This window comes from Mixta mediterraneensis (assembly GCF_014946725.1).
GTDB lineage: Bacteria > Pseudomonadota > Gammaproteobacteria > Enterobacterales > Enterobacteriaceae > Pantoea > Pantoea mediterraneensis.
Window position 1 is genome coordinate 17,693 of sequence record NZ_JACFXY010000010.1, and the last position, 25,649, is coordinate 43,341.

The following is a 25,649-nucleotide window of genomic DNA, read 5'->3' on the forward strand; positions in this document are numbered from 1 at the left end:
GCGGCTCGCTGCGGTAATAGTAGAGACGAATCCAGTGCCAGATACTGGCGATTATGTCCGCAACTTTACCTTAAAATCCATAAAAAAACGCGTCGAAAAGACGCGTTTGTATGTGAGTGAAGCGGGCGGTATTAATCTTCTTGCTGAAACTGGGCCATGACGGCTTGTTCACACTGCTGCTCATCCGAACGCAATTTGGCGCGCTCGTCATCCCCTAATTGCAGCCATGCGCTGACGACATCATGCGCGGTATCCTCATCAAATTCCGGCTTTTTCATTGCAGATGACGACTGGCTTTGCGCCACATTTGATTTCATTTTCTCAACGTACTGGTCAGCATTAGAGGTCGAATGTTCGCTGCTGACAATGTGACACAACTGGCTGGCATAGACATTTTGTTCATTATCATCAGCAGCCAGTGCGCTGCCGGAAACCAGCATGCCCAGCAGCAGTATTTGCGTCGTTTTCATTTAATACTCCTGTTTTATCGGGTTAAGAAAATTATTGATTGCGATGGCGCGCTTCAAGTCGTTTCTGCCGCCAGTTAAGCAGCGGTGTCACCGTTACGCCATGAATCACAATGCTGCACACCACCAGCGTCAGCGCCATATCAACCATCAACTCGGCCTGTTCTCCCTCCATGCCATGAACCCAGGCGAAGGCAATATAGTTGAGGCTACCGATACCGCGAATTCCCAGCCAGCCGATCAGCAATCGTTGCGCCATGGGAATGCCGCCGCCAATGGTCACAAGCCATACCGCCAACGGCCGGACAACCACAAACAGCAACAGTCCGAGCAGCACGCCGTTAAGGTTCCAGTGATGCACCAGCGTCACGCCCAGCACCACCATCATCAACGCAGCCAGCAAGCGTTCGATAGTATCGCCAAACGATAGCGCATCCCCTACCACCAGCCCTACCGACTTGACCATGCCGTTGCCTTGCTGTTCCATACGTTTATTGGGGTTTACCAGCGCTTCGGCAGGCATTACACGCTCATCCTCAGACATATCATCCGACTGATAACGTTTGAACACGCGTAGCTCGGCACGGCGCAAACCCACACCGGCGGCAAAGGCGGCGAGGAAACCGGATGCCCCTAACCATTGCGCCAGCGCATAACTTAGCGCAATTAACGCCAGGGCAAGAAAGTCATTAGGCGCGACATCGCCATTCGCGCTGCGCAAGTGGGTTGCCAGCAAACCGATTATTCGCCCAAGGACGAACCCTGTCAGCAGCCCGCCGCCAATCGCCCACAGCACCTCTCTTGCGCCCCACTGCGTCAGCAACGCACCGTTCAGGATCTGCCCGTTGAACAGCAGTAATGCCAGTACCAGCAACGGCAGAGCGGAGCCGTCATTCATTCCCGCTTCACTGGAGATCGCCACGCGCAGCGAATCATCATCGCGTGCATCGTTAACTGAAATCAGACTTGCCAGCACCGGATCGGTAGGCGCCACAATCGCCCCAAACGCCAGCGCCAGCGGCCAGTCAAAGCCAATAAGCCAGTGCACCAATACGGTCATCGCCATCACGGTCAACAGCATGGCAGGAAACGCCAGCCGAACGCCGGTACGCAAGCTGTGGGCTTTGAGCGGCAGACGCAGCTTCAGGCCGGTAATAAACAGGGACGCCGCCATGGTAATTTCGGTGATATGCGCCACCAGATCGGCATGGCTGAGTATGTCAATTTGCAGGACGTTAAACATCCATGGGCCACACAGCAAGCCCGCAACCAAAAAGAGGCCGAATGGAGTGACCGGCCCACGGTGTATCCAACCGGAAGCCAGTGACATTAGCAACAACAGGCAACCCGTTGCGGCTGTCCAGGCAAGAAAATCCATAGTGATCCGTCTTAATTCGAGATTATCTCTAAGCCTGGCACAAGAATTGTCAGGCTGAAGGATCAGTTTTTAAGGCGGGGCGGCAAAGCAGGGTCAGGCTAACAACGTTGGCTCCGGTCGATAATGCCGATCCCGCTAAAGAGACAGCCAGTAAAGATGCCGCTATTTTTGCCATGATGAAGAGAAAGTATCAGAGCTGGCAGAGCACACGAGCGGCCCCGGATGAGCTGAAGGCGAGACTTTTTGTACCGGGCCCTCACTGAGGACCCGTAAGCAGACGATCAGTTTTAATGCCCTTGTTTCTCACCACGCGACATCTTATCCAGCCAGCCCATGACAAATGCCGAGAGCACGAACGTCAGGTGAATAATCACATACCACATTAGCTTGTCATTAGTGACATTGCGCGCTTCCATAAAGACGCGCAACAAATGAATAGAAGAAATTGCCACAATCGAGGCCGCGACTTTATTCTTCAGCGAGCCGGAATCCATCTTTCCCAGCCAGCTCAGCTTCTCTTTATTTTCATCAATGTCGAGTTTAGAAACAAAATTCTCATAACCCGACAGCATCACCATAACCAGCAGGCCGCCAACCAGCGTCATGTCTACCAGCGACAGCAGCAGCAGAATCAGATCGTTTTCCGCAATGCTAAAAATGCCGGGCAACAGGTGAAAAATTTCCTGAAAAAATTTGATGGTTAGCGCCAGCAATCCCAGCGAAAGGCCAATGTAAACCGGAGCCAATAACCAGCGCGATGCATACATCAGATTTTCGGCAAAACGTTCCATAAGCTTCCAGTAATTTACCAATAAGTGAGGCATTATAACCGATGAACGGCAAATTTATTTCAATCCATTTTCACAAATCCAGGCAAGCGCGCCTTATCAATAACAGTCTACACGCCGCACACCTTAGCAGTGCCTCGCGATTTTTATCGGTTTATCCGCTGATTTTTCAGCAAATTAAATTGTTTCGCAACCGGCTCTGAAGCCAGCCTTGTTAAACATCGCCCACACGTTCGGCTTGTTCTGCTGAAACATAGCGGTGCCTGCTCCGAAAAAGGTATGCGCGATCTTTCTGCTGACGATCTGGAACGCTGCATTGCGTAACGTAGCGATCGGCTGAGAACCAATGGTCACGTTGCGGATGAGTAACAGGGGCGGAGAAGCGAGAGACAGGCGCTGATTAATAAGGTGCTATTTCTCAGCGCATCATCAGCGCGTCGATTGTGGATCAGCCTCTGAGATAAGCACTCTGCTTTTCTCAGAGGCGATAAGACGTAAAGGTGCCTCACGTTTTTTCATCAAACGCGGCGGCAAGAATATCCTTTATCCGCACGTTAAATTGCTTTGATGCTCTCTTCTTCCCTCTGTCTTTCGAAGCTTTCCTTACTGACCGGCTGTTCTTTACCGACACGCTCGATTGGGCCCATGACAAACAGGAACAGCACGGCGGCAAGCACGCAGTGGGCGCCGACAAATGCCAGTCCAATGCTGTAGCTGCCGGTCAAACCGACGATGATGCCAAACAGCAGTGGCGTGACGAAACCGGCGATATTACCGATGCCGTTAAAAATCGCGCCAGCCAGGCCAACCGCTTCTTTTGGCGCGGTATCGCTGATCACCGTCCAGGTGCCCGCTCCCGCCGCCACGCCTTTGCCAAAAAAGGCAAACGACATAATGGCGATAATGCCGACATTGCTGGGGATCACCGCCGCCAGCGTCAGACTTGCCGCCATCAGCATACCAACGATATAAGGAGTTTTGCGTGCCCAGGAAACGCTCCAGCCGTGCGCGAGCAGCTTGTCAGAGATGTAACCGCCGCTAATACCACCGAGGAAACCGAACAGCGCCGGAGCGATAGTGGCTAAACCGGCATCAAGAATATTCATGCCGCGCGCCTGCACCAGATAAATAGGGAACCAGGTGATAAAGAAATAGCTCAGCGCAATGATGCAATACTGTCCGAGGTAGGCGCACCATAACATACGGTTAGTCAGCAATTTCCTGAATATCGCTTTGCTCAGCACCGGACGCTCCTTCAGCGTTTTCGCGGAGTCAATATCCACCAGCCCGCCCCCATCAACAATGTGGCGCAGCTCCGTTTCCGATACGCCTGTATGATTTCGCGGTTCACGCATATAACTGGCCCAGACAAGCACGGTCACCACGCCAATGCCGCCTAATACGAAGAACGGCCATTCCCAGCCGTAGCGTGATACCAGCCAGCCGGAAAGCGGTGAGAATATGGCGACAGCGAAGTATTGCGCCGAACTAAACAGCGAAGAGGCGCGACCGCGTTCCGCGCCAGGAAACCACATGATAACCACGCGGGCGTTGGCCGGAAAACTTGGCGCTTCAATCAATCCCAGCACAAAGCGCAGGCCGAACATCAGCACCAACGCACCGGTCATACCGCTGGAAAACTCACCGACAAAGCCCATCGCAATGGTGGCTATTGACCAGAGAACCAGCGTCACGCCATACACTTTTTTGGCGCCAAAACGGTCAAGAAACAGGCCGCCGGGGATCTGGCCGATCACGTAAGCCCAGCTAAATGCCGACAGGATCAGTCCAAGTTGGATCGCTGACAGGCCAAACTCCTCTTTGATCGCCGATCCGGAGATCGACAGGATCGAGCGGTCGGCATATGCCACAACCGATAAGAACAAGATCAAACACAATATCCAGATGCGAACATGCGTCGTTTTGGTCACGCGTTTATCTTTCAACATGAGGTGAATTCCTTAAAAAGGGGCAGCTCCATGCCGCAAAGATTTTTTTCAGGAATACCGCTGAAATTCCCCTGTCCAGGCAATATAGATAGAAGAGCAATAAAAGGTCATTGTGCGATTGGTGAGATTATCAGACGCATTTGCCGGAAATTTTGGCATCTGCCACAACACGCAGTGCGACGCTGCACATAAGCCAAAAAAGAATCCTGTTTTTGCTGTGGAATGTGCGCCAGGTCGAAGAAATCGGTCACTATGACAGCTATGCGCCCTCTATTTTTCAGCAAAATGTGCACCCGTTAGCAACAGTAAAATCAGCAAGTTGCCAAAGCGCGGGCCGACACTTAGGCTACAAATGAATTCATTCAACCATTTTATTTTTGAATGAAAATAAAATTCTAAAATACCCTGCGGAGTTTGCGATGAAGAAAAACGCATTTGTATTGCTGTGCCTGTTAGGTGTCTCCACTTCTGCGCTGGCTGAAAAAATTGGCGTGTCGATGGCCTACTTTGACCAAAACTTTTTGACTATTATTCGACAGGCGATTGATAAAGAAGCAAAAGCGCGCGGACTGGAAACGCAGTTTGAGGACGCACGCGGCGATGTCGGGCGACAAACCGATCAGGTGCAAAGTTTTATCGGTTCAGGTGTGGATGCCATCATCGTCGATCCGGTCGATTCGGCCAGTACACCGGTGCTGGCTAAGCTGGCGCAACAGGCGAAGATCCCGCTGGTATTCGTGAACCGTTCACCCGGCAATAAGGCATTGCCGCCAGGCGTCGTGTTTGTTGGCTCTGACGAACGCGAATCAGGCGTGCTGCAAATGGAAGCGCTGGCGAAGATGGCCAACTATCGCGGCAACGTCGCCATTATGATCGGCAATCTGACCGATGCCGGCGCATTGCAGCGCACCAAAGACGTTGAACAGGTCGTCGCGAAATATCCCAATATGAAAGTCGTGCTGAAACAGACCGCCAATTACTCGCGTAGCGAAGGCGTGGATCTGATGATTAACTGGCTGTCGAATGGCGAAGACATTGATATTGTCGCCGCGAATAATGACGAGATGGCGATCGGTGCCACCATGGCAATTGCACAGACGAAACCGAATAAAACCATTCTGATCGGCGGTATTGATGCGACACCAGACGGATTAAAATCGCTGGCTAAAGGCGGTATGCAGGTCACGGTTTTTCAGGATGGGATTGGACAGGGCAAAAAATCGGTTGAAGTGGCACAACGTTTAATGAAAGGCGAAAAAGTCGATTCGCATCAATGGATCCCCTTTGAGCTGGTCACTAAACAGAATATGCAGCAGTACGTTGAAAAAAGTAAATAAATGCGAAACCGGAGCAGCTGAACGGCTGCTCCGTTCTTTATCTGGTAGGCAATAATCGTCGCCATCATCACCACATCATGCAGTTTACCTTCCCGCAGCGATGCCTGCCGACGCACACCTTCGCGCTCAAAGCCGAGACGTTCATACAAGCGCAGCGCACGGTGATTATCGTGAAACACTTCCAGTTCGATGCGCGTCACGCCCAACCAGTTTTGCGCATATTCTATGCCAGTACGAATCAAACGCTCGCCTACTCCACGTCCGCTAAAGGCGGGATCAACGCCGATGCCAAAGCTGATGCAATGGCGGGTACGCGGCTTATTATCGACAAACAGCGTTAACTCGCCCACCATCTGGCGATCAATTTCGGCGATAAAGGCGATATAACCTTCAGCGTCCATTTTTATAAATTTCTTTTCCCACGTGGCTACGCTTGGATACGGCATTTGTAGCGTCCAGGGATAAACATCAGGATGGCTGTACAAACGCTGATAAGCCGCAGCATCGCCTGGTTCACGTCCACGAATAATAATTTCCATATTTTCTCCTGTTAGACGATAGGTTTTATTGCACTAAGCTGTAACTCTTCATGGGACGGAAAGAGTGAATCTATGTTGTATCGTCGTTTTGAACGTTTTATCAATATTTTTCAGGATGCTCCCACCGATACGCCGCCATCCTCAGTCTGGCCTTTCTATCTTTATTACCTGCGTCAGGTGTGGCCCAGTTTCGCCGCGCTACTGGTCGTGGGGCTAGGATCAGCGCTGATTGAAGTAGCGCTTTTCAGCTATTTAAGCCGCATTATTGACCTGGTTAACCATTCAACACCCGCCAGCCTGTTCAGTGATAACGGGCGAATTTTATTGTGGATGGGTTTTGTCGCGCTGATCCTGCGGCCAGTTTTTATTGCTCTGCATGACATGCTGGTACATCAGAGTATTAATCCCAGTATGACCAGCATGATCCGCTGGCAACACCACAATTATGTGTTGCGTCAGAGCCTGAATTTCTTTCAGAGCGATTTCGCGGGGCGCATTGCACAGCGCATTATGCAAACGGGCAACGCGCTGCGTGATTCTGCGGTGCAGCTGGTAGACGCTATCTGGCACGTGCTGATTTATGCCGTGACCTCGCTGTTCTTGTTCGCCGAGGCGGACTGGCGTTTGATGATCCCCCTGGTGATCTGGATTATTGCGTATAGCGCCTCGCTGCGTTTCTTTGTGCCACGCGTGAAAGCGCGTTCGGTGGTGTCGTCGGAAGCGCGCTCAAAATTGATGGGAACCATTGTGGATGGATACACCAATATCGCCACCATCAAACTGTTCGCCCACAGCGATTTAGAACGTCAATACGCCCGTGAAGCCATCCAGGAGCAAACCGATAAAACACAGCATGCCAGCCGCATGGTGACCAAGTATGGATTTAACGCTGTCAGCGCTGAACGGCCTGCTGATTGTCTCCACCTCCGGGCTGGCGCTGTGGTTATGGAGTGAATCGCTGATTAGCGTCGGCGCCATCGCGCTGGCGACCGGCCTGGTGATCCGCCTGGTGAATATGTCTGGCTGGATTATGTGGGTAGTGAACGGCATTTTCGAAAATATCGGCATGGTGCAGGATGGCCTGAATACCATTGCCCAGCCGCTCAGCGTGCAGGATGTACCAAAGGCTAAAGCGCTGGAAGTCACACGCGGCAATATCCGTTTTGAAGATGTGCGCTTCGATTACGGCGGTGGCCGTCAGGTCATTAACCGCCTCAACCTCGACATTAAACCCGGTGAGAAAATTGGACTGATTGGCCCGTCTGGCGCAGGCAAATCCACTATGGTGAATTTACTGCTGCGGCTGTACGACCTGAACGGTGGCCGCATTATGATTGATAATCAAAACATTGCAGACGTCTCGCAGGAGAGCCTGCGCGGCCAGATTGGCATGATCACTCAGGATACCTCGCTGTTACACCGCTCAATCCGTGAAAACTTGCGGTATGGACGCCCCGATGCCAGCGAGCAGGAACTGGCGACGGCAATTCATCGTGCCCGTGCCGATGAATTTATTCCGTTACTGTCCGATTCGCTGGGACGCACCGGATTAGATGCGCACGTTGGTGAGCGCGGCGTGAAGTTGTCGGGCGGTCAACGTCAACGTGTGGCGATTGCGCGCGTATTACTGAAAGACGCGCCAATTCTGATTATGGATGAAGCGACCTCCGCGCTTGATTCGGAAGTCGAAGCAGCCATTCAGGAAAGCCTGGAATCGTTGATGCAGGGTAAAACGGTGATCGCCATTGCGCACCGTTTATCAACCATCGCGAAAATGGATCGCTTAGTCGTGCTGGAGAAAGGTGAGATTGTCGAGATGGGCAGCCACCGCGAACTGCTGGCACAAAACGGCCTGTACGCCCGCTTATGGCAACATCAAACCGGTGGTTTCGTCGGCGCCGATTAATCACCACGTCGATAGGGTAAGGCGTCGCGCGCTTCCTCAGCCCAGGCGCGCACGCCCTCTCTTTCCTGCTGAAGAAATTCATTCACGGCTTCGCGCAGGCCCGGATGCATTAAGTAATGCCACGAATGGGTGATCAGCGGCTCGAAGCCGCGCACCAGTTTATGCTCCCCTTGCGCCCCCGCATCAAAGCGCTGCAATCCTTCGGCGATAGCAAAATCCATTCCCTGATAGAAGCAGGTTTCAAAGTGCAGCCGATCGAACTCTGCCAGACATCCCCAATAACGCCCATAGAGTGCTTTACCATCCTTGAGGTAAAACGCCATCGCGGCCGGTTGCTGCTGTAGGCGTGCAATCACAACGCGGATATTTTGTGGCATCCGCTCAGCCAGCAGGCTAAAGAAATCACGCGTCAGATAAGGCCGTTGACCGCGTACCGCGTAGGTATTGGCGTAGCAGGTATAAACAAAATCCCACTGATCCTCACGCAGCTGATCGCCACGATAGCCGTCAAATTCGAGGCCGCTCTGCATTACCTGTTCACGCTCTTTGCGCAACTGTTTGCGCTTACGTGACATTAGCGTGTCGAGAAAATCCTGGAAGTCGCGATAGCCGCGATTGTGCCAGTGATATTGAAGCCCCAACCGTGCCAGCCAGTTTTCACTTTGCAATAACCGGTTAGCCTGTGCATCAGTGAAATTAATATGCGCGCTGCTCAGGCCGCTTTTGCGCAGCGTTTCCGGTAAAGCAGCCAGCAGCTGAGCGACTGCACTGGCGTCACCGAGCAAGCGCGCGCCAGTCACCGGGCTAAAAGGGATCGCGCCGAGCCATTTGGGATAATAGCGAATGCCTGCGCGCTGGCTGGCATCGGCCCACGCGTGATCAAAGACGTATTCGCCCATTGAATGGCGTTTGCGGTAGCCGGGGATTGCGGCACGTAATATGCCGTTTTCGCGCCACAACAGGTGATCGGGCTGCCAGCCGGATTCAGCGCGCACACTGCCGCTCTCCTCAAGGCTGGCAAGAAAAGCATGGCGTAAAAAAGGTTGATCGTCAGGTAAGATCGCATCCCACTCGGCGGCAGCGATTTCCGCTAATGAAGTCAGGTGAATCAGCGACATCAACAACTCCAGACAAGTTCGGGCGAGCGATCAGTCAAGCAGGTTTTTGGAGACAGGGGAAGCGCGATGGCACCTAATGTGAAGGCTGCGAGCCGCTTATTTACCCGTCTATGGCTGCCAGCCATCGTGATGGATCGCCTTGTCGGCGATCGGAAATTTGTTACCATGCGTGGAACTGTTAGTATCGATCACATCAGCCCGGTCATTATTCAATCAACACATTGCATCTCAACTGTATGGTTCCGCCAGACCCAGCCCTGAGTCATTACGGTTTTCAAGGAATAAACATGGCAAAAGCACTGGTGATTTTTCTGCATGGCGTAGGCAGCAACGGCGACGATCTTGCACCGATTGGTCGGCATTGGTCATCATTTTTACCGGATGTGGCGTTTGCTTCGCCAGATGCGCCTTACGCCTTTGAGCAAGGGTTCGGGTATCAATGGTTTAGCCTGACAGGCGTAACTGCAAAGAACCGCCCAGCCCGCGTGCGTGCAGCGCGGGATGCATTTGACGCCACAATCAGCGCGATCATGGCGCAAAACGGCATGGCCGATCGCTGGGAAAACGTCATGCTGGTAGGTTTTTCACAAGGATCGATTATGGCGCTGGATGCGTTGGCAAGTGGACGCCACCCGCTGGCGGGCGTGGTCGCTTTTTCAGGCCGACTGGCGTTTGATGGTCCGCTTACGCCGCAAGCTTATACGCCGGTTTTGCTGATTCATGGACGCGCCGACGAGGTTATTCCGTGGCGCGAAAGCGAGTCAGCGACAGAGCGGCTTAAAAGCGCTGGCATCGCCACCGAAACGCGGTTTGAACCTAATACCGGACATACGATTTCTGCCCAGGGCGCGATGGATGCTGTAGCGTTTATCGCGCAGTGTTTACAGGATTAAGGCCAGTAACGATTCAACGCTTGCCACGCTTGTTGTGCCGCTTCGGCCGGCGGCAAGCGTTTAAGCGCATCGTTAAAGACTTCAATCCCAACCGGACCTTGATAACCAACGCTTTTCAGTTTATCGACAAACTGTTCAATTTCGATAATGCCGTCACCCGGCAGCAAGCGCTGATGACGCGCCATATCGATTAACGCCTGTTTATCCTGCGACGGTCTTTCTGCCATATCGCACAGTTGCACTTCATAAATACGATCGGCGGGAATGCCGTCCAGCTGCGATGCATCGCCGCCAGGGGCACAAATGTGGAACAGATCGACCACCAGACCGATATTGGGCTGATCGAGGCGCTGCAAGCGTTCCCATGCCAGCGGCAACGTATTATCAACGCTACACCATGCCATTGGCTCGTACATAAAGCGCCTTTTTTAGCGCGCGGCTTCCGATGCCATCCAACGCAAATCATCATCAATGCGTTCGGGAATGCAATCTTCACGCGTACTGGCGGGCGCCTGAATAGTGTCACAGCCCAGCGCCTGCGCCATCTGGATAAACTGGCGCAACTCTTCACGCTTCTGGATACGTAAGCCAGCGGACGTGCCGGTAGAATCGCGTAATACCTGCAAATTGGTAAAACCTATCCCTTGCTGATCCGCAAATTGCGCTAACGCTGCAGCGCCCTGCTCGCTGGCTTGCACATCCTCACGCCAGATTTCGACCTGATCGAAACCCGCCGCCTGTGCCGCCTGCAATTTTTGCTCGGGCCCACCGTGTAACAACACCAGGTTAAGGAATTTAGGGTTATGGCTCATTAACGGGCTCCTTAATCGTCTGGATTAATCGGTGTCTGAATATTCAGGTTCAGTTGTTCACGCCTGGCAGCAGCGCTTTCTTTACAGAACCTAAAACAGTATCTACCTCTTAAGTGTTATTTCAAGGACGATTTCACTCCCTTTACGCGTCAGGCATCACCCCAGCGCATTGATGGCAGCAAAGCCGATAAAGGTCATCAGCAACGAACCCGTAACGTGAATGAACACGCTCGACATCGCCCAGAAATACTTACCTGATTGTAGCAGCAAGATAATTTCAGCAGAGAAGGTGGAAAAAGAGGTCAGGCCGCCACACAAACCGGTGACGATCAGCAGTTTCCAGGTCTGGTCGATATGCGGATTTTTTACGAACCAGGCCAACGCAGCGCCGATAATAAAGCCGCCGATTAAATTCACGATCAACGTGCCAGGCGGCAGATTAGGAAACAGCGCGTTAAAACGCAGCGAAATAAGCCAGCGCAACGAACAGCCAACCGCCCCGCCTAACATTACGGCTAACAGTGATTTCAACATCAATAATGCTCCTGATTAAGAATGACGCGCAGGCTAGCGGTGAGAGGCAAAAAACGCACCTGACACAGCCGCTCCTGCGCGAGGATTACGGTTTATGTCAGGCGTCATCAGCCGCAGATTAAATCCACAGCGGTTGGGAAAGGTGGAACGCCATCACCTTAAGGTGACGATAATACGTGCCAGAGTAAAAACTGACAACTCAGGGAATTAAGGACACCGCAACACGAAACGCGGAATTTTTATCGCTCAGCCGTGCACTTTCAAGTAGGTTGGAATGCCCAACCTAAGCGGGTTTCCCCTTAACCAGGAGAACATCATGCGCACCTTGATTTTTGATACTGATATTGGTGTTGACGATGCCTTTGCGCTGGCATATGCCGCAAAAACGCAGCGTCTGCTTGGCATTACCACGGTTTTTGGCAATGTCAGCGTGCATCAGGCAACGAAAAATGCCCGGCTGTTTTGCGAGAAAATGGGAATCGTTGCACCGGTTTATCGCGGCTGTTCCCGGCCGCTGGCTCTGGCACCCGGCACTCCCGCTAAGCTACATGGCGAGGATGGGCTTGGCGATGCGTTCGAGAATACCTACAGTGACCAGGCGCCAGGCGCAGTGCAGTTCATTATTGATAGCGTGCGTGCGCAGCCGCATGAAATCACCCTGGTGGCGATTGGCCCGCTGACCAATATCGCCAGCGCCATTAATCAGGCGCCCGACATCATTTCGCAGGTGAAAGAACTGGTGATTATGGGCGGCGCGTTTGGCACCGACGGACATGCGGGCAATGTGACGCCGTTTAGTGAATTCAATATCTGGAAAGATCCGCACGCTGCCGATCAGGTGCTGTCCTCAGCATTGCCGGTTATTTTATTGCCGCTGGATGTTACCCACAAAGTGCTTATTCGCGGCGAAGAAGTGCATCAACTTAATCAGCCGGTATTGAGCGCTATTTGCCGTCCTTACCTTGCTTACAGCCTGGCGAAAGAAGGCTTTGATGGCATGGCGCTGCACGACACGCTGACCATTTCCTGGCTGTGTTTGCCCCAGGCTTTTACTCTGACAGAAAGCCCGCTACGGGTTATTACCGAAGGCATCGCCAGCGGGCAAACGGTGCGTAAACTCAGCGCGTTAGCGTCACGCGAGGATGCTTTTCGCGATCTGCCCACACAGCGTATCGCTTTACAGGTGGATGCCCAGGCGGTACGCACGCACTTTTTTAACACACTGAAAATTAACGATTAAAATGGATAACTCCTTTGATCAACTCGCGATTATTAATCACCTGCGGCTCAAAAGTTTCAGCCAGCGTCGAGAAAGCAAAATGTTTATTCAGCATCATCCCGGCGTGTAATTTACCGCTGGCCATCAACGCCCGGACGTGATCAAAGTCCTCACGTGTCGCATTGCGGCTGCCCATCAGCGTGGTCTCTTTTTTATGGAACTCACTGTCAGGGATGACCAAATCACCTTTATGCAGGCCGACATAAACAATGGTGCCACCATGGCGCATTAAATTTACCGCGTTGTTCATCGCTGTCGGACTGCCGGTAGCATCGATCACTTTTAGCGCCAGTCGGCCATTAAACTGTTCACGCAGCGCGTCGTAAAAACCGTCGTCTGCCGGATGTAACGCCACCAGGCCCAGCTTGTCTTTCACATGCTGACGACGAAACTCGCTGGTATCTGCAACCACGACTTTTGCCCCGCTCGTAGCGGCAATCGCGGCCACGCCAAGGCCAATCGGCCCTGCTCCCACCACTAACACATGCTCATCGGCAATAATGCCGGCGCGACGTACCGCGTGGGCGCTGATGGCAAAGGGTTCAATCAGCGCGGCGGCTTCCGGCGCCACATCATCCACAGCCAGCAGATTGCTGACCGGCACATTCAGGTATTCACAAAAGCCGCCATCCTGATGCACGCCGATGACCGAAATCTTTTCACAGCAGTTGGTTTTACCGCTCTGGCAGGCATCGCAGCGCTGGCAGGCAAGATAAGGGATCAGCGCCACGCGCTGGCCTGGCGTAAAACCGCAGGTGCCGCTGCCCAGCGCGACCACTTCGGCACATAATTCATGGCCCAGTATGCGTGGATAACTAAAGAAAGGCTGATTGCCTGCCCAGGCGTGAATATCGGTTCCGCAAATGCCGGCGGTGAGAATTTTAATCAGCGCTTCGCCTGCAGCGGGAGTGGGCGATTCACGTGTCGCCCACTCCATTTTACGCGGCTCTGCAATAACCAGCGTTTTCATTATTGTCATGATGATCCTCCCATTGTCTTGCAGGCATTTATGACGAATCACGCGCTGCCCGTGGATTTCCGCTGTGGAATCTGTGAAGCACAACGATTTTTTTGGGCTTTGAATGGTTTTTAATGCATAAAAAACCGGAGACGATATGAGTCGAAGCCAGAATTTGCGGCACAACGTGATTAACCAAATGCTGGAAAGCATTGCTCAGCGCCATATCCGATCGCCTCTGCCGCCGCAGGCTGCGCTGGCCGAAATGTTCAATATCAGCCGCACCACGGTACGCCACACGCTGCATTATCTGCATCAACGCGGCGTGCTGAAAAAGGTTGAAGAGAGCTACGTTATTGTGCGCGATCCCACCGACGATGACGGTTTTAGCGGACTAAAGCCCCCAATAGAACAGCAGGTCAGTCAGTTCGAGCAGGCGTTTTTTAATATGATTAACCAGCGCCAGTTGATGCCAGGCGATACCTTCAGCGAACTCCAACTGGCACATCAGGTAAAAGTCAGTCCGGTGGTCGTGCGTGAATTTCTGCTGCGCTTTATGCGTTATGATCTGCTGGAGCCGGTAAAGCGCGGGCAATGGCGAATGAAAAAGTTTACTCAGGATTACGCCGAGAAGTTATTTGAGCTGCGTGAAATGCTGGAAACGCATGCGCTGAGTCGCTTTCTCAACCTGCCTGCTGAGGATGAACGCTGGATTCAGGCGCGCGATCTGCTGGATCGCCACCGATCGATGCGCGATACCATTGCCAGCAACTATCGTCACTTCGCCGCATTAGATAAACAGATGCATTCGCTGATTTTATCCGCTGCTAACAATCCGTTTTTCAATCAATCGCTGGAAATTATTTCGGTGATTTTTCACTCGCATTATCAATGGGATGAAAGTGATTTAAAGCAGCGCAACATTGTGGCTCTGGAAGAGCATATGACGATACTCACGGCGCTTATTGGCCGTCAGGACGTGGATGCGCTATGTGCATTGCATACTCATTTAGCGACAGCCAAATCTTCAATGGTGCGCTCCATTCACCAATATCATTAAGTACCGATTAAAAACCGCAAAGCATTAGCTCCCGCACGAAACCGAAACATCTTTGCAACATTATCCTGCCATTGCTTTTAGTCTCGACGGCAACGTCAAGGCGTCTTTCCTTTTGACCGCCGCGCGAACATCCGCTTTCACCATAACGATAAGTATTCAGCCCTGGGAGGTTGCAATGGACAAGACATCGGTTACCGGCCGCGATACCAGGCCCGGTGAGCCTGCCGTTCAGGATTACGTCCCGATGCGCAGCGATGTGGTGCGCTCGCCGCGCATTCGTAAAATTCAGGTAACGGCCATGCTGCTGTTGCTACTCGCCGCCATGATTAACTATCTCGATCGCAGCTCGCTTTCTGTTGCCAATATGACTATTCGTGAAGAAATGGGCCTGAACGCGACAGAAATTGGGTTGCTACTGTCTGCATTTTCGCTGGCATATGGTTTAGCTCAGTTGCCGTGCGGTGCGCTGCTGGACCGCAAAGGTCCGCGCATTATGCTTGGTGTGGGTATGTTCATCTGGTCGCTGTTTCAGGCAGCAGCCGGGCTGGTGCATAACTTTACTCAGTTTATCTTCGTGCGCATCGGCCTGGGCGTGGGTGAAGCGCCCATGAATCCGTGTGGCGTTAAAGTCATTAACGACTGGTTCAACATTAAAGATCGCGGTATGCCAATGGGCATGTTTAACGCCGCCTCAATGATTGGCCTTTCCGTGGCTCCGCCTATCCTGGCGGCCATGCTGCTGGTACTTGGCTGGCGCGGCATGTTCGTTACTATCGGCATTATGGGTATTTTTCTTGCCGCTGGCTGGTACATGCTTTACCGCGATCGTGACAACAATACGCTGAGCGCAGAAGAGATTAATTATCTGCAAGCAGGTAGCGTGGCGTCACGGAAAGATCCCATCAGCTTCAAAGCGTGGCGAGGCCTGTTCAGGCAGCGCACCATGTGGGGAATGATGATTGGTTTCAGTGGGATCAATTACACCGCATGGTTATATATCGCCTGGCTGCCGGGCTACCTACAGTCAACCTACAATCTGGATCTGAAAAGCACCGGCCTGCTGGCAGCGATTCCCTTCCTGTTTGGCGCTGCAGGCATGTTGCTGAATGGCTATGTGGTGGATGCGCTGGTACGTCGTGGTTACGATGCAGTAAAAACCCGTAAAGCGTGTATCGTCAGCGGTATGGTGTTGTCTGCCGCGTTCACCGCCATTGTGACGCGGGCCACCGATACCACCAGCGCGGTAACACTGATTGGTATGGCGCTGTTCTGCATCCACTTTGCCGGAACCTCGTGCTGGGGACTGATCCATGCCAATGTGACAGCACGCATGACAGCGTCGGTCGGCAGCATTCAGAACTTTGCCAGCTTTATCTTCGCCTCGTTTGCCCCGGTGATTACTGGCTGGGTACTCGATACCACCAAATCATTCAGCCTGGCGCTGATAATTTGTGCCTGCGTCACCTTAGCTGGCGCGCTGGCTTACCTGGTGCTGGTGCGTAAACCGATTACCGACAACGATTAGTCCCTGCCGTGACGGCGCTGTTTAATTCAGCGCCGTCAGCGTTACACCGTGTCGCACGCCGTAACGCTGAATTCCTGAAATGACTTTTTCGACGCTGAGCGGTGGAGGGGGCGGCAACAGCGGCGCCCGTTCACGCAGCGCTGAGTCGAAGCGCGCCAGTGTGGCGAAGTCACGTGGAAAACGTTCAGTATCAACGCCAACGAAGGCCCCCTCATCCCGGGCAAAATTCAGCAATTCCTGCCAGCGTGAAATTTCTGCCAGCCCAATACTTTCCGTACCATGTGAAAACAGCATCATGTCGATATTGCGGAACGGTGGCTGTTTTTCCAGAAATTTTTGCAACGTTGCCGCTGATGGCGAAGTACAAAATACCAGCCAGAACGGGATCGCGTGCTGATGCATGCTGCACCAGGGATCCATCAATAAGAAGCTGTCTACCGTCAGACGAGTCGACAAAATACCTGCCGCCAGATACCAGTCACGATAAATTTCAGCGACGACAAAACTCAGCGCTTCCGGCTCTTCATAGCGGATTTCCATCAGTTTCAGGCCCTGCGAAGTCGCCAGGCTTTTTAGCGGCGAAATCAGATAACCGTCTAAACCCCATTCCGCTTCCGGTACCGTGTCGGTGACAGCAGGCGCGTCCCATTTATCGCGTCCGATACCATAACGCGCCAGATAACCAGCAACACGCGGCCCGCCTTGCAGATACTCTTTTTCGGTCGCGCCGCCCAACGCCCCAAACTGAAAGAATGAGCGATCGCTGGTGCGCGTGACCGGCCACTGTCGCGTACAGTGATTAATAAACAGCGTGGAACCGGCTGGCAAACTGCCCATCAAAAACTCGTTAAACGCCAGCGGCAGCGCGCGCATTTTCAGGCGGTAGTAACTCATTTGATCGAGCATAAGCCGGTCCTGGTTCGGATCCTGCATATGATGGACCGCCAGCTGCGGCCAGGCCGCCAGCAAAGCGGCCGCTACCGGCTTGCCTTGTTCAAAACCGGCCTGGGCATCATCGGGATCGTTATTCAGGGCACGCACCGGGCAGAGAAAAGTCTGGGGAAGCCACGGCACGCCCATTGCCGCTGCCAGGTGAATCATCGCCCCGTTCGACGAGCCGATAAACGCCGCCGGGTAGGATTGCTGGGGATATTCACTCACCATCCACTCGGCGATGCCCTCAATATCCAGTTCGCCCGCTTGTTTCAGGGTGATGCCTTCCGCCATGCCACCAACGGCGTAGCCCCATTCACGCAACCGCATGGGAAGTTTATTTAATGATGGCAGCAGCCGATCCAGCGTGGGCGACTGGCTTGGGCTGGCGAATGGGCGATCGTGCAGGGCGTTGGCCAGCGCCACCAACATCGCAGCAGAGGAGTCAAAGCGGGCAATACCTTTTGGCGGTTTACTCATGATGATTCTCCTGCTGAATGCGCGCCAGGAAGGGACGGATCGCGCGACAGAAACTCCATGGATAGACAAAGTGCAGCGTATGAGTGCCGCCTCGCAAAGTGAGGGTTTCACCGTTAGGCAGCAGCGCGGCAAGCTCTTCGACCCAGCGTGCTGGCGATACGGGATCGCGCGAGCCACGCAACAGCAACGTTGGCGCGGTGATATAGGTCAGCCGCCGCTCAATATGATCGCGCATCATGGCGCGCAAGGTGCCAAAGGCGCGCCATAATCCGGCTTTGGCGTAGTCAATTAACGCCAGTTCGCCCGGGGGCCGATGTGATTCCAGCCGCCCGTTGCGCCAGTCACGCCATATTTGCCGTGGCAGACTGCGCGCATGGCGATCAACGGTTGGACCTTGCAACACTAATCCAGCCAACGCGTCCGGGTGCTTCACCGCCAGCGCGGCCAGAATCTGGCAGCCAAACGAGTTGCCGATCCAGATGGCCCGCTGAAAATTGTTGTGCTGCAACCATAACCACAGCGCATCGGCTAACGCATCCACCGATAAAATCGGCGCTTTCGCCGGTAGCGCACTGGCGCCAAATCCAGGCAGATCGGGGACTAAAACGTGATAGTCACGGCTTAACGCTAACGCCAGATCTTCCATTGCCCGGCCCGACATCACCAGGCCGTGAATCAGCACCACCGGCAAACCGTGGCTTTCATTAGGTGTGACGCGGGTGAAAATGCGCCAGTCACCAATCTGCTGATAATAACCGGCTAATCCAGCATGATGGCTGCGCGGCGAAACGGGCGGCGTTTGCTTTAACCGCTGCCACTTCTTAATGCCCCACAGCGTGGCAGCGGTTGCTAACCCCACGCCTGCCACCAGCGCAGCACGCTGTCGTCGTTTACTCTGGATAGTTCGTCTCATCCGTTGCTCCTGTTCCGACGTAATAATTCAGTGTAGGTCGGGATTCAGCGGCAGGCGGTTAATCATTCACTGTTCAGGCCACCACTGTGCTGGCAGTAGCGACGAGCTGAAATATTCCGATGACGGCATGGCTTCTTCCAGTTTCAACCTTTGTCTCATCGCTAAACGTGGGCCACGCTGGCCGATGAAGCGAAGAGGCTCACAGTGTCTGGCGACAACGAGAATGCCAGGATGCAGGCAATCAATCACAGATCAAAATCGTCAGCTCGCAGCACACCGCGGAAAGGATGCTTTGCCGATCAGGAAGAAAAAGATGAGAAACTGTCGTACGGCCTCGCTGTAATAGCGTTTCGCGTGCAGATAGCCAATCAGAAGAGAATTTATTTGATACACAAAAGGAAAACGGGAGGAGAAGTGATAATCACCGGTCAATCCCTGACCGCGATTATCGAGGGTTACTTGCCCGCGATGCTTAGTTCAAAGCACCCGGCGGTACGTGTTTAAACATCTCAACATATGCGCGGAACACGTACTTTATCATGCGTTTCATGGGATACCCGGTTAAAAATTAGTTGAAGAAATACGAGAAAAGTATAACTTCTGCGCATTTTCCGGGCAATAAATTTTGAGGAAGATCACAAAATTTCTGTTCAGGTGCAGGCTAAGCGCTTAATTCAGATAGCCAAGATGCTCTGCCAGAATAGTAGAGCCAACGGCAATCAATACTAAACCACCCAGAATTTCCGCCCATTTACCCAGGATCGGGCCGATAAAGCGTCCGACCAGCACGCCGGTAGTTGCCATAACGGTGGTGGCCGCCCCAATAGTTAACGCCGTGGTAATGATATTCACCTGGAGAAAAGCCAGGCCGACGCCCACTGCCAGCGCATCCAGACTGGTCGCGACGGCGGTGGTTGCTAATACCATAAAACCGTGACGCTGCGGTGCTTCGCAGGGTTCTGCCGCCGTCTGGCGAAACCCTTCCATCATCATGCGAGCGCCAAGAAACGCCAGCAGGGCAAACGCTACCCAGTGATCCCACGCCATGATATAGCGGCTGGCAGCCAGTCCAATCGCCCAGCCAATCAGCGGCGTTAAGGCTTCGATTGAGCCGAAAATCAGACCGGTACGCAGCGCTTCTTTAAATCCGGGACGATGCAGTGTCGCACCTTTGCCAAGTGCAGCAGCAAAAGCGTCCATGGACATACCTAATGCGAGAATGAGCGTAGCGATAAAAGTCATGATTTCTACGGTTGCGATGAAAAAGTCAGCCTTTACGCTGCTTTCACCACACATTTCGTTCAGTAATGAAAAAGTGCGCGCAGTCTAGCACGCATATCAAGAGATAAAAAGACAGTAAAATCAGGGGTTTAAGTATAGCAAAGGCTATACCTCTTAACTTTCGCTATGTTTGCCGCTAAGTCGATGGTGTAAAAGCCTTTTCTCGGTTCTTTAGGCGTGTTTGTGAACGCATCGGATAGCGCAGCACGCCGTTGTGGGATTGAACCGCAGGGCAGATTGCCGGAAAATGCCGGGCTAACCTTTAGAGAAATGTCGTAATGAATAATCCCTTCGAAACCTTAGTTATCCCCGGCGGTATCCTGCTGCTTAGCTTCCTTTCTGCCCTGCTATTGCCTGCGCCGGCGTTTGGCATCCCTCTGGCGCAACATCTGCTGGAGATTTTCCATTTCCAGGATCTCAGCCAGCTTTATACCGTGGTGTTCTGTATTTGGTTTTTGCTGCTGGGCACGCTTGAATTTTTTGTGATTCGCTTTGTCTGGCGTCGTTGGTTTCGCGTGTAAGATCGCGTCCAGGTCCTGGCAATGCCGTTTAAACAGAGTAAAGCGCGATGGCTGCACGTATCCGCAGCCTTCTTTTCAGAGTCACAAATATGTAACATTATTTTTACGATAATGGGATAACCGTCACGTCGATAAAAAAACGCACAAATTCTCAACTTCATTTTAATCATTAAAAATCAATTAGTTAATAAAATTGCTTAAAAATAAATCAGTAAAGGGCATCTTTTCCGTCAAAGCAAAGCTGTAACAGCTCATGCCGTTAACTTACTGAGTTAATGCAAAAAAATTCCTTATACCCCGTCAGCTTTGATGATTAATTCTTATGCTGAATCATTTCTGCATTTAAAAAATAAACAAATGTTTAATTCAGATGCGAGAATGTTATATTCGCAAGACAAAGCATAACGTGCAGTTAACCGTTATCACCGCTTTAACCTATACCTGAGTCTTAACCTTTGAGAAGTAGCGCAACGCGCTCGAAAGAAGCGTGTCTATTTCGCCTGCAAACCTGTTGAGCTTCAGGTCAACAGAAGAGGAGATGTCGCCTCATGTGCAAATCAGCAGTAAACCTCGCGCTCGCGATGAGTGCCATCGGCAAGGACACCACCATCACGCAGGAGCGTAAAGACGTAGACGTGCTGCTTATTGGCGCAGGCGTCATGAGCGCAACCTTAGGCGCCTGGCTGCAAGATTTAGAACCGGACTGGTCGATCGAAATGGTCGAGCGGCTGGACAGCGTGGCGGAAGAATCATCTAACGGCTGGAATAATGCCGGTACTGGCCATGCCGCGCTGGCTGAACTGAACTATACGCCGCAAAAAGCCGACGGCAGCATCGACATCTCTAAAGCGGTAGCGATTAACGAATCGTTCCAGATTTCTCGCCAGTTCTGGGCTTATCATGTTCAGAAAGGCAACCTGCGAAACCCTAAAAGCTTTATCCATAGCACGCCACATATGAGTTTTGTCTGGGGCGACGATAATGTTTCTTTCCTGCGCAAACGTTATCAGGCGTTGCAGAAAAGCACGCTGTTTCGCGGTATGGATTACTCAGAAGATGCGCAGCAGCTTGAAGCCTGGATCCCACTGGTGGTGAAGGGCCGCGATCGGACTCAGAAAGTGGCAGCAACCTGGACCGAAATGGGCACTGATGTGAACTTCGGGGAAGTGACGCGCCAGTTGATCGCTTCGCTGGAAAAAAAACCAGGCTTCCGTCTGCGTCTGCGTCAGGAAGTACGCGATATTACCCGTCTTGATGATGGTCGCTGGCAGGTCACGCTGCATTGTCTGACGAACGGCACACGGCGCACACTGACGGCAAAAACCGTATTTATCGGTGCTGGCGGCGCCGCGCTACCGCTGTTGCAAAAAGCCGGTATCCCGGAAGCCAGTGGATATGCCGGTTTCCCGGTAGGCGGCTCCTTCCTCGTCACTGAAAACCCGGACGTGGTGAAGCAGCACATGGCGAAAGTCTATGGCAAAGCCAGCGTTGGTGCGCCGCCCATGTCAGTGCCACATGTGGACACTCGGGTTTTAGATGGCAAGCAGGTACTGCTGTTTGGACCCTTTGCCACCTTCTCTACTAAGTTTCTTAAGCAAGGCTCGTTGCTGGATATGTTCGCTTCAATGAACAGTTCGAACCTGCTGCCGATGATGCACGTTGGTCTGAAAAGTTTTGACCTGGTGAAATATCTGATGGATCAGGTGCTGCAAAGCGATCGCGATCGGATGGATGCGCTGCGCGCCTATGTGCCGCAGGCGAAGCAGGAAGACTGGCGTCTGGTGACCGCTGGTCAGCGAGTCCAGATCATCAAGAAAGATGAGGAACAAGGCGGCGTGCTGCGCCTTGGCACCGAAGTAGTGGCGTCAGAAGATGGTTCCATCTCTGCGCTGCTGGGCGCGTCTCCGGGGGCGTCAACCGCCGCGCCAACCATGCTGGAGCTGCTGTATAAAGTGTATCCAGAGCAAATGGCATCGCCAGAATGGCAAAATAAAATCCGCGCGGTGATCCCTTCCTGGGGTCGTAAGCTGAACGGCGACGTGGCGCTGACCGAGAGAGTGCTGGCTGAAACCAGCCGCATCCTGCAACTCGATTACGCGCCGGTAACGCCCATGGCGGCCAACGACGAAGCGCGCGAAACAGCGCACGTTGTGGGAAAGTAACCCGTTAATTCTCTTCTCAGGGCCTCGCATGACGAGGCCCTTTTGTTTCGTGGCGTCCTGGTCGACTGGCTGATTCTCTATTTGGGTTAGTGGTGTGCTGCATCACTTTGCCCGCTGAATCAGGAGAAAACTGTATGTCCCAGCCGACCGCCGCCGATGAACTCACCTTACTGGATCGCTACTGGCGTGCCGCCAATTATCTGTCCGTTGGACAGATTTACCTGATGGAAAATCCGCTGCTACGCGAGCCATTAAAACCAGAACACATCAAACCACGTCTGCTTGGGCACTGGGGCACCACGCCGGGGCTGAACTTTATCTATGCACATCTGAACCGCATCATTCGCCAGGGCGATCTGAACCTGATCTATATCTGCGGGCCGGGGCACGGTGGACCGGGGATGGTAGCCAATACCTGGCTGGAAGGCAGTTATAGCGAAATCTATCCGCACATCAGCCCGGATGCGGAAGGTATGCAGCGGCTATTTAAGCAGTTCTCTTTTCCTGGAGGCATTCCGAGCCACGCGGCCCCAGAAACGCCCGGTTCAATCAATGAAGGCGGCGAGTTAGGCTATTCACTGGCGCATGCCTTTGGCGCCGCCTTCGATAATCCTGATTTAGTGGTGCCTTGTGTGATTGGGGATGGCGAAGCCGAGACCGGGCCGCTGGCGTCAAGCTGGCACGGGATCAAGTTTCTCAATCCTGAGCGTGACGGCGCGGTGCTGCCGATCTTGCATCTCAATGGCTACAAAATTGCTAACCCAACGATTCTTGGGCGCGCCAGCGATGATGATCTACATCAGTTATTCAGCGGCTACGGCTACGAGCCGCTTTTTGTTGCGGGTCATGAACCGGAAAAAATGCATGTCCAGATGGCCGAAGCGCTGGATAACGCCTTTGAGAAAATCGCAGCTTATCAAGCGGAAGCTCGTGCAGGTAAGGTCACAGAAGGCATTCCACCCTGGCCAATGATTATTCTGCGGAGCCCGAAAGGCTGGACAGGCCCACAAACGGTTGACGGCAAGAAAGTGGAAGATTTCTGGCGGGCGCATCAGGTGCCGGTTTCCGCCTGCCGTGAAAATGACGCGCATCGCAAGATCCTTGAGGAGTGGATGCGCAGCTATCAGCCAGACGATTTGTTTGATGAACACGGTCGGCTTAAAGCCGAATTGCAGGCGCTGGCACCCCAGGGCGATAAACGCATGGGGGCATCTCCCTTTGCTAACGGCGGCTTATTACGACAAGAGCTGAACACGCCAGATATAGGTGAATTTGCATTCGACACGCAGAAACCCGGCTCACAACAGGCGCAGGCTACCGAGCAGCTTGGCCGCTATCTGAGCGCGATTTTCCAGCGCAATAAAGATAATTTCCGTCTGTTTGGTCCCGATGAGACCGCCTCAAACCGCTTAACGCCCGTGTTTGACGCCACGAATAAAACCTGGCTGGAAGCGGTAAAACCTTATGATGAACAGCTCGCACGTGATGGCCGGGTGATGGAAATTCTCAGCGAACATCAGTGCCAGGGCTGGCTGGAAGGTTATTTACTTACCGGCCGTCACGGCTTGTTCAACTGTTATGAAGCGTTTATCCATATCGTCGATTCGATGTTTAATCAGCATGCTAAATGGTTGAAAGTTTTGCGTAAACTAGGCGGGCGCAAACCCATCTCATCACTCAATTATCTGCTTTCGTCCCACGTCTGGCGTCAGGACCATAATGGCTACAGTCATCAGGATCCCGGCTTTATCGATCATGTTGCCAACAAAAAAGCCGATATTGTACGCATTTATCTGCCGCCCGATGCCAACACGTTATTGTGGGTGGGCGATCACTGCCTGCATACCTGGGATCGCATCAATGTCATTGTGGCCGGTAAACAGCCGTCGCCCCAATGGCTGGATATGGACAGCGCGATTGCCCATTGCGAAGCCGGGATGGGCGAGTGGTTATGGGCAGGCTCTACACCTGAAGGCGAGTCGCCGGATGTGGTCATGGCCTGCGCCGGTGACGTCCCGACGCTGGAAACGATGGCAGCGGTTGATCTGCTGCGCGGTTACCTGCCTGACCTGCGTATTCGCGTGGTAAACGTGGTGGATTTGCTGGCGCTGCAAACGCAGGAGCAACACCCGCATGGCAAATCGGAAGAAGAATTCGATGCGCTGTTTACTCAAGACAAGCCGGTGATTTTCGCCTTTCATGGCTATCCCAGTCTGATACATCGGCTGACTTACCAACGCAATAATCACCGCAACTTCCACGTACGCGGCTTTATAGAAGAAGGCACCACCACCACGCCCTTTGATATGACGGTGCTAAACGAACTCGATCGTTATCATCTGGCGCAGGAAGCTATTCTGCGCGTGCCGGGACTGGCGGATAAACATCCCGAGCTGTTAGATGATTTACAGGAACGCATCGCCGAGCATCATCGCTATGTTCGTGAATATGGCGAAGACGTGCCGGAAGTGCGCAACTGGTTATGGCCGTCGCAGGACGCGCCAGGCGCGCCGGATTAAGCATTGAGTGCCGCCACCCGCGACAGCGCCCTCAGCCCGTTAAACAGACGGCGTTTCCACTCAATCTGTAAATGGCGGCGCAGACCATCGCCCAGCGCCGTCCAGACCAAAATGCACGATAGATTAAACGGTTGTGTCGCGTTAACGGCGGCAAGTCAGCAAAATTGACGTTGCTGGTTATTCAAGTAGCCAGAAAATAAAATTGCTTCATAGGTGACAATCCTTCACGTTGTGGGTATTGCCCTTTACGTATCATCAGGCAACAAGGAAAAAACAGGCTGTTACCCGACTGCATCT

Annotated in this window: 20 protein-coding genes, 3 pseudogenes and 1 riboswitch; of the genes and pseudogenes, 10 read left to right on the forward strand and 13 right to left on the reverse strand. The window is 52.9% G+C overall.

Translation table 11 applies throughout. The annotated features are described in order from the left end of the window. Positions 1 to 131: 131 nt before the first annotated feature. The 5 genes from H2P46_RS16710 to H2P46_RS16730 all read right to left on the reverse strand — a co-directional run bounded on the left by H2P46_RS16710 (position 132) and on the right by H2P46_RS16730 (position 4,582). Entirely contained in the window at positions 132 to 470 is a 339-nt protein-coding gene (locus H2P46_RS16710) for a hypothetical protein (protein ID WP_193406043.1), read from the reverse strand. Between the two features lie 31 nt (positions 471 to 501). Further along, positions 502 to 1,845 (reverse strand): cation:proton antiporter, encoded by a 1,344-nt coding sequence (locus H2P46_RS16715; protein ID WP_193406044.1) that lies wholly within the window; start codon positions 1,843 to 1,845, stop codon positions 502 to 504. Positions 1,846 to 2,132: 287 nt separating this feature from the next. Further along, a complete protein-coding gene (locus tag H2P46_RS16720) occupies positions 2,133 to 2,636 on the reverse strand; it encodes a TIGR00645 family protein (protein WP_193406045.1) in 504 nt (167 codons plus the stop codon). Between the two features lie 174 nt (positions 2,637 to 2,810). Next, positions 2,811 to 2,987, reverse strand: a complete 177-nt coding sequence (locus H2P46_RS16725) for a hypothetical protein (RefSeq protein ID WP_193406046.1) — start codon at positions 2,985 to 2,987, stop codon at positions 2,811 to 2,813. A gap of 200 nt (positions 2,988 to 3,187) precedes the next feature. Further along, positions 3,188 to 4,582: an MFS transporter gene (locus H2P46_RS16730; protein WP_193406047.1), complete on the reverse strand. Its 1,395-nt coding sequence runs from the start codon at positions 4,580 to 4,582 to the stop codon at positions 3,188 to 3,190. A 419-nt stretch (positions 4,583 to 5,001) separates the two neighbouring features. On the opposite strand from H2P46_RS16730, the gene H2P46_RS16735 reads away from it, so the two are divergent. Continuing rightward, positions 5,002 to 5,919, forward strand: a complete 918-nt coding sequence (locus tag H2P46_RS16735) for a sugar ABC transporter substrate-binding protein (protein WP_193406048.1) — start codon at positions 5,002 to 5,004, stop codon at positions 5,917 to 5,919. A 50-nt stretch (positions 5,920 to 5,969) separates the two neighbouring features. Here H2P46_RS16735 and H2P46_RS16740 read toward each other — a convergent pair. Next, positions 5,970 to 6,458: pseudogene (locus H2P46_RS16740) on the reverse strand (GNAT family N-acetyltransferase); the annotation flags it as partial. A gap of 72 nt (positions 6,459 to 6,530) precedes the next feature. On the opposite strand from H2P46_RS16740, the pseudogene H2P46_RS16745 reads away from it, so the two are divergent. After that, positions 6,531 to 8,364, forward strand: a pseudogene (locus H2P46_RS16745) (ABC transporter ATP-binding protein). On the opposite strand, the gene H2P46_RS16750 reads toward H2P46_RS16745, so the two are convergent. Continuing rightward, positions 8,361 to 9,482 carry a GNAT family N-acetyltransferase gene (locus H2P46_RS16750; RefSeq protein WP_193406050.1) on the reverse strand — a complete coding sequence of 374 codons (1,122 nt, stop codon included), beginning with the start codon at positions 9,480 to 9,482 and terminating at the stop codon, positions 8,361 to 8,363. The pseudogene H2P46_RS16745 and the gene H2P46_RS16750 overlap by 4 nt on opposite strands. Before the next feature lie 66 nt (positions 9,483 to 9,548). Here H2P46_RS16750 and H2P46_RS16755 point away from each other — a divergent pair, with 66 nt between their 5' ends. Both H2P46_RS16755 and H2P46_RS16760 read left to right on the forward strand, forming a co-directional pair. After that, positions 9,549 to 9,743 carry a hypothetical protein gene (locus H2P46_RS16755; RefSeq protein WP_193406051.1) on the forward strand — a complete coding sequence of 65 codons (195 nt, stop codon included), beginning with the start codon at positions 9,549 to 9,551 and terminating at the stop codon, positions 9,741 to 9,743. Between the two features lie 26 nt (positions 9,744 to 9,769). Beyond that, the gene (locus H2P46_RS16760) at positions 9,770 to 10,375 is read left to right on the forward strand and encodes an alpha/beta hydrolase (protein ID WP_193406052.1); all 606 of its coding nucleotides are present in this window, start codon (positions 9,770 to 9,772) and stop codon (positions 10,373 to 10,375) included. Here the strand turns inward: H2P46_RS16760 and H2P46_RS16765 are convergent. Continuing rightward, positions 10,372 to 11,187: pseudogene (locus tag H2P46_RS16765) on the reverse strand (sugar phosphate isomerase/epimerase family protein). The gene H2P46_RS16760 and the pseudogene H2P46_RS16765 sit on opposite strands and share 4 nt — an antisense overlap. Before the next feature lie 156 nt (positions 11,188 to 11,343). Next, positions 11,344 to 11,721, reverse strand: coding sequence for a fluoride efflux transporter CrcB (gene crcB, locus H2P46_RS16770; protein ID WP_193406053.1), 378 nt, complete (start codon positions 11,719 to 11,721; stop codon positions 11,344 to 11,346). Positions 11,722 to 11,812: 91 nt separating this feature from the next. Next, a riboswitch (Fluoride riboswitch) is annotated at positions 11,813 to 11,888 on the reverse strand. Positions 11,889 to 12,037: 149 nt separating this feature from the next. On the opposite strand from crcB, the gene H2P46_RS16775 reads away from it, so the two are divergent. After that, positions 12,038 to 12,961 carry a nucleoside hydrolase gene (locus H2P46_RS16775; protein ID WP_193406054.1) on the forward strand — a complete coding sequence of 308 codons (924 nt, stop codon included), beginning with the start codon at positions 12,038 to 12,040 and terminating at the stop codon, positions 12,959 to 12,961. On the opposite strand, the gene H2P46_RS16780 is transcribed toward H2P46_RS16775, so the two are convergent. Continuing rightward, complete coding sequence (locus tag H2P46_RS16780) at positions 12,951 to 13,979, reverse strand: zinc-binding alcohol dehydrogenase family protein (protein WP_193406055.1); 1,029 nt, start codon at positions 13,977 to 13,979, stop codon at positions 12,951 to 12,953. The genes H2P46_RS16775 and H2P46_RS16780 overlap by 11 nt on opposite strands. A gap of 136 nt (positions 13,980 to 14,115) precedes the next feature. Here H2P46_RS16780 and H2P46_RS16785 point away from each other — a divergent pair, with 136 nt between their 5' ends. Together H2P46_RS16785 and H2P46_RS16790 are read left to right on the forward strand one after the other, a co-directional pair. Next, positions 14,116 to 15,018, forward strand: a complete 903-nt coding sequence (locus H2P46_RS16785; protein WP_193406056.1) for a GntR family transcriptional regulator — start codon at positions 14,116 to 14,118, stop codon at positions 15,016 to 15,018. 175 nt (positions 15,019 to 15,193) lie between these two features. Next, a complete protein-coding gene (locus H2P46_RS16790) occupies positions 15,194 to 16,543 on the forward strand; it encodes an MFS transporter (RefSeq protein WP_193406057.1) in 1,350 nt (449 codons plus the stop codon). Positions 16,544 to 16,564: 21 nt separating this feature from the next. On the opposite strand, the gene H2P46_RS16795 is transcribed toward H2P46_RS16790, so the two are convergent. From H2P46_RS16795 to mntP, 3 genes are all read right to left on the reverse strand, one after another. Next, positions 16,565 to 17,956: a hypothetical protein gene (locus tag H2P46_RS16795; RefSeq protein ID WP_193406058.1), complete on the reverse strand. Its 1,392-nt coding sequence runs from the start codon at positions 17,954 to 17,956 to the stop codon at positions 16,565 to 16,567. Further along, entirely contained in the window at positions 17,949 to 18,869 is a 921-nt protein-coding gene (locus H2P46_RS16800; RefSeq protein WP_193406059.1) for an alpha/beta fold hydrolase, read from the reverse strand. The genes H2P46_RS16795 and H2P46_RS16800 overlap by 8 nt, the downstream gene beginning before the upstream one ends. 669 nt (positions 18,870 to 19,538) lie before the next feature. Next, the gene (mntP, locus tag H2P46_RS16805) at positions 19,539 to 20,111 is read right to left on the reverse strand and encodes a manganese efflux pump MntP (RefSeq protein WP_193406060.1); all 573 of its coding nucleotides are present in this window, start codon (positions 20,109 to 20,111) and stop codon (positions 19,539 to 19,541) included. A gap of 317 nt (positions 20,112 to 20,428) precedes the next feature. Here mntP and H2P46_RS16810 point away from each other — a divergent pair, with 317 nt between their 5' ends. The 3 genes from H2P46_RS16810 to H2P46_RS16820 all read left to right on the forward strand — a co-directional run bounded on the left by H2P46_RS16810 (position 20,429) and on the right by H2P46_RS16820 (position 25,352). Then, positions 20,429 to 20,671 (forward strand): DUF1158 domain-containing protein, encoded by a 243-nt coding sequence (locus tag H2P46_RS16810; protein ID WP_193406061.1) that lies wholly within the window; start codon positions 20,429 to 20,431, stop codon positions 20,669 to 20,671. A gap of 548 nt (positions 20,672 to 21,219) precedes the next feature. Then, positions 21,220 to 22,833, forward strand: a complete 1,614-nt coding sequence (mqo, locus tag H2P46_RS16815) for a malate dehydrogenase (quinone) (protein WP_193406062.1) — start codon at positions 21,220 to 21,222, stop codon at positions 22,831 to 22,833. 134 nt (positions 22,834 to 22,967) lie between these two features. Beyond that, a complete protein-coding gene (locus H2P46_RS16820; protein WP_193406063.1) occupies positions 22,968 to 25,352 on the forward strand; it encodes a phosphoketolase family protein in 2,385 nt (794 codons plus the stop codon). Positions 25,353 to 25,649 lie beyond the last annotated feature (297 nt).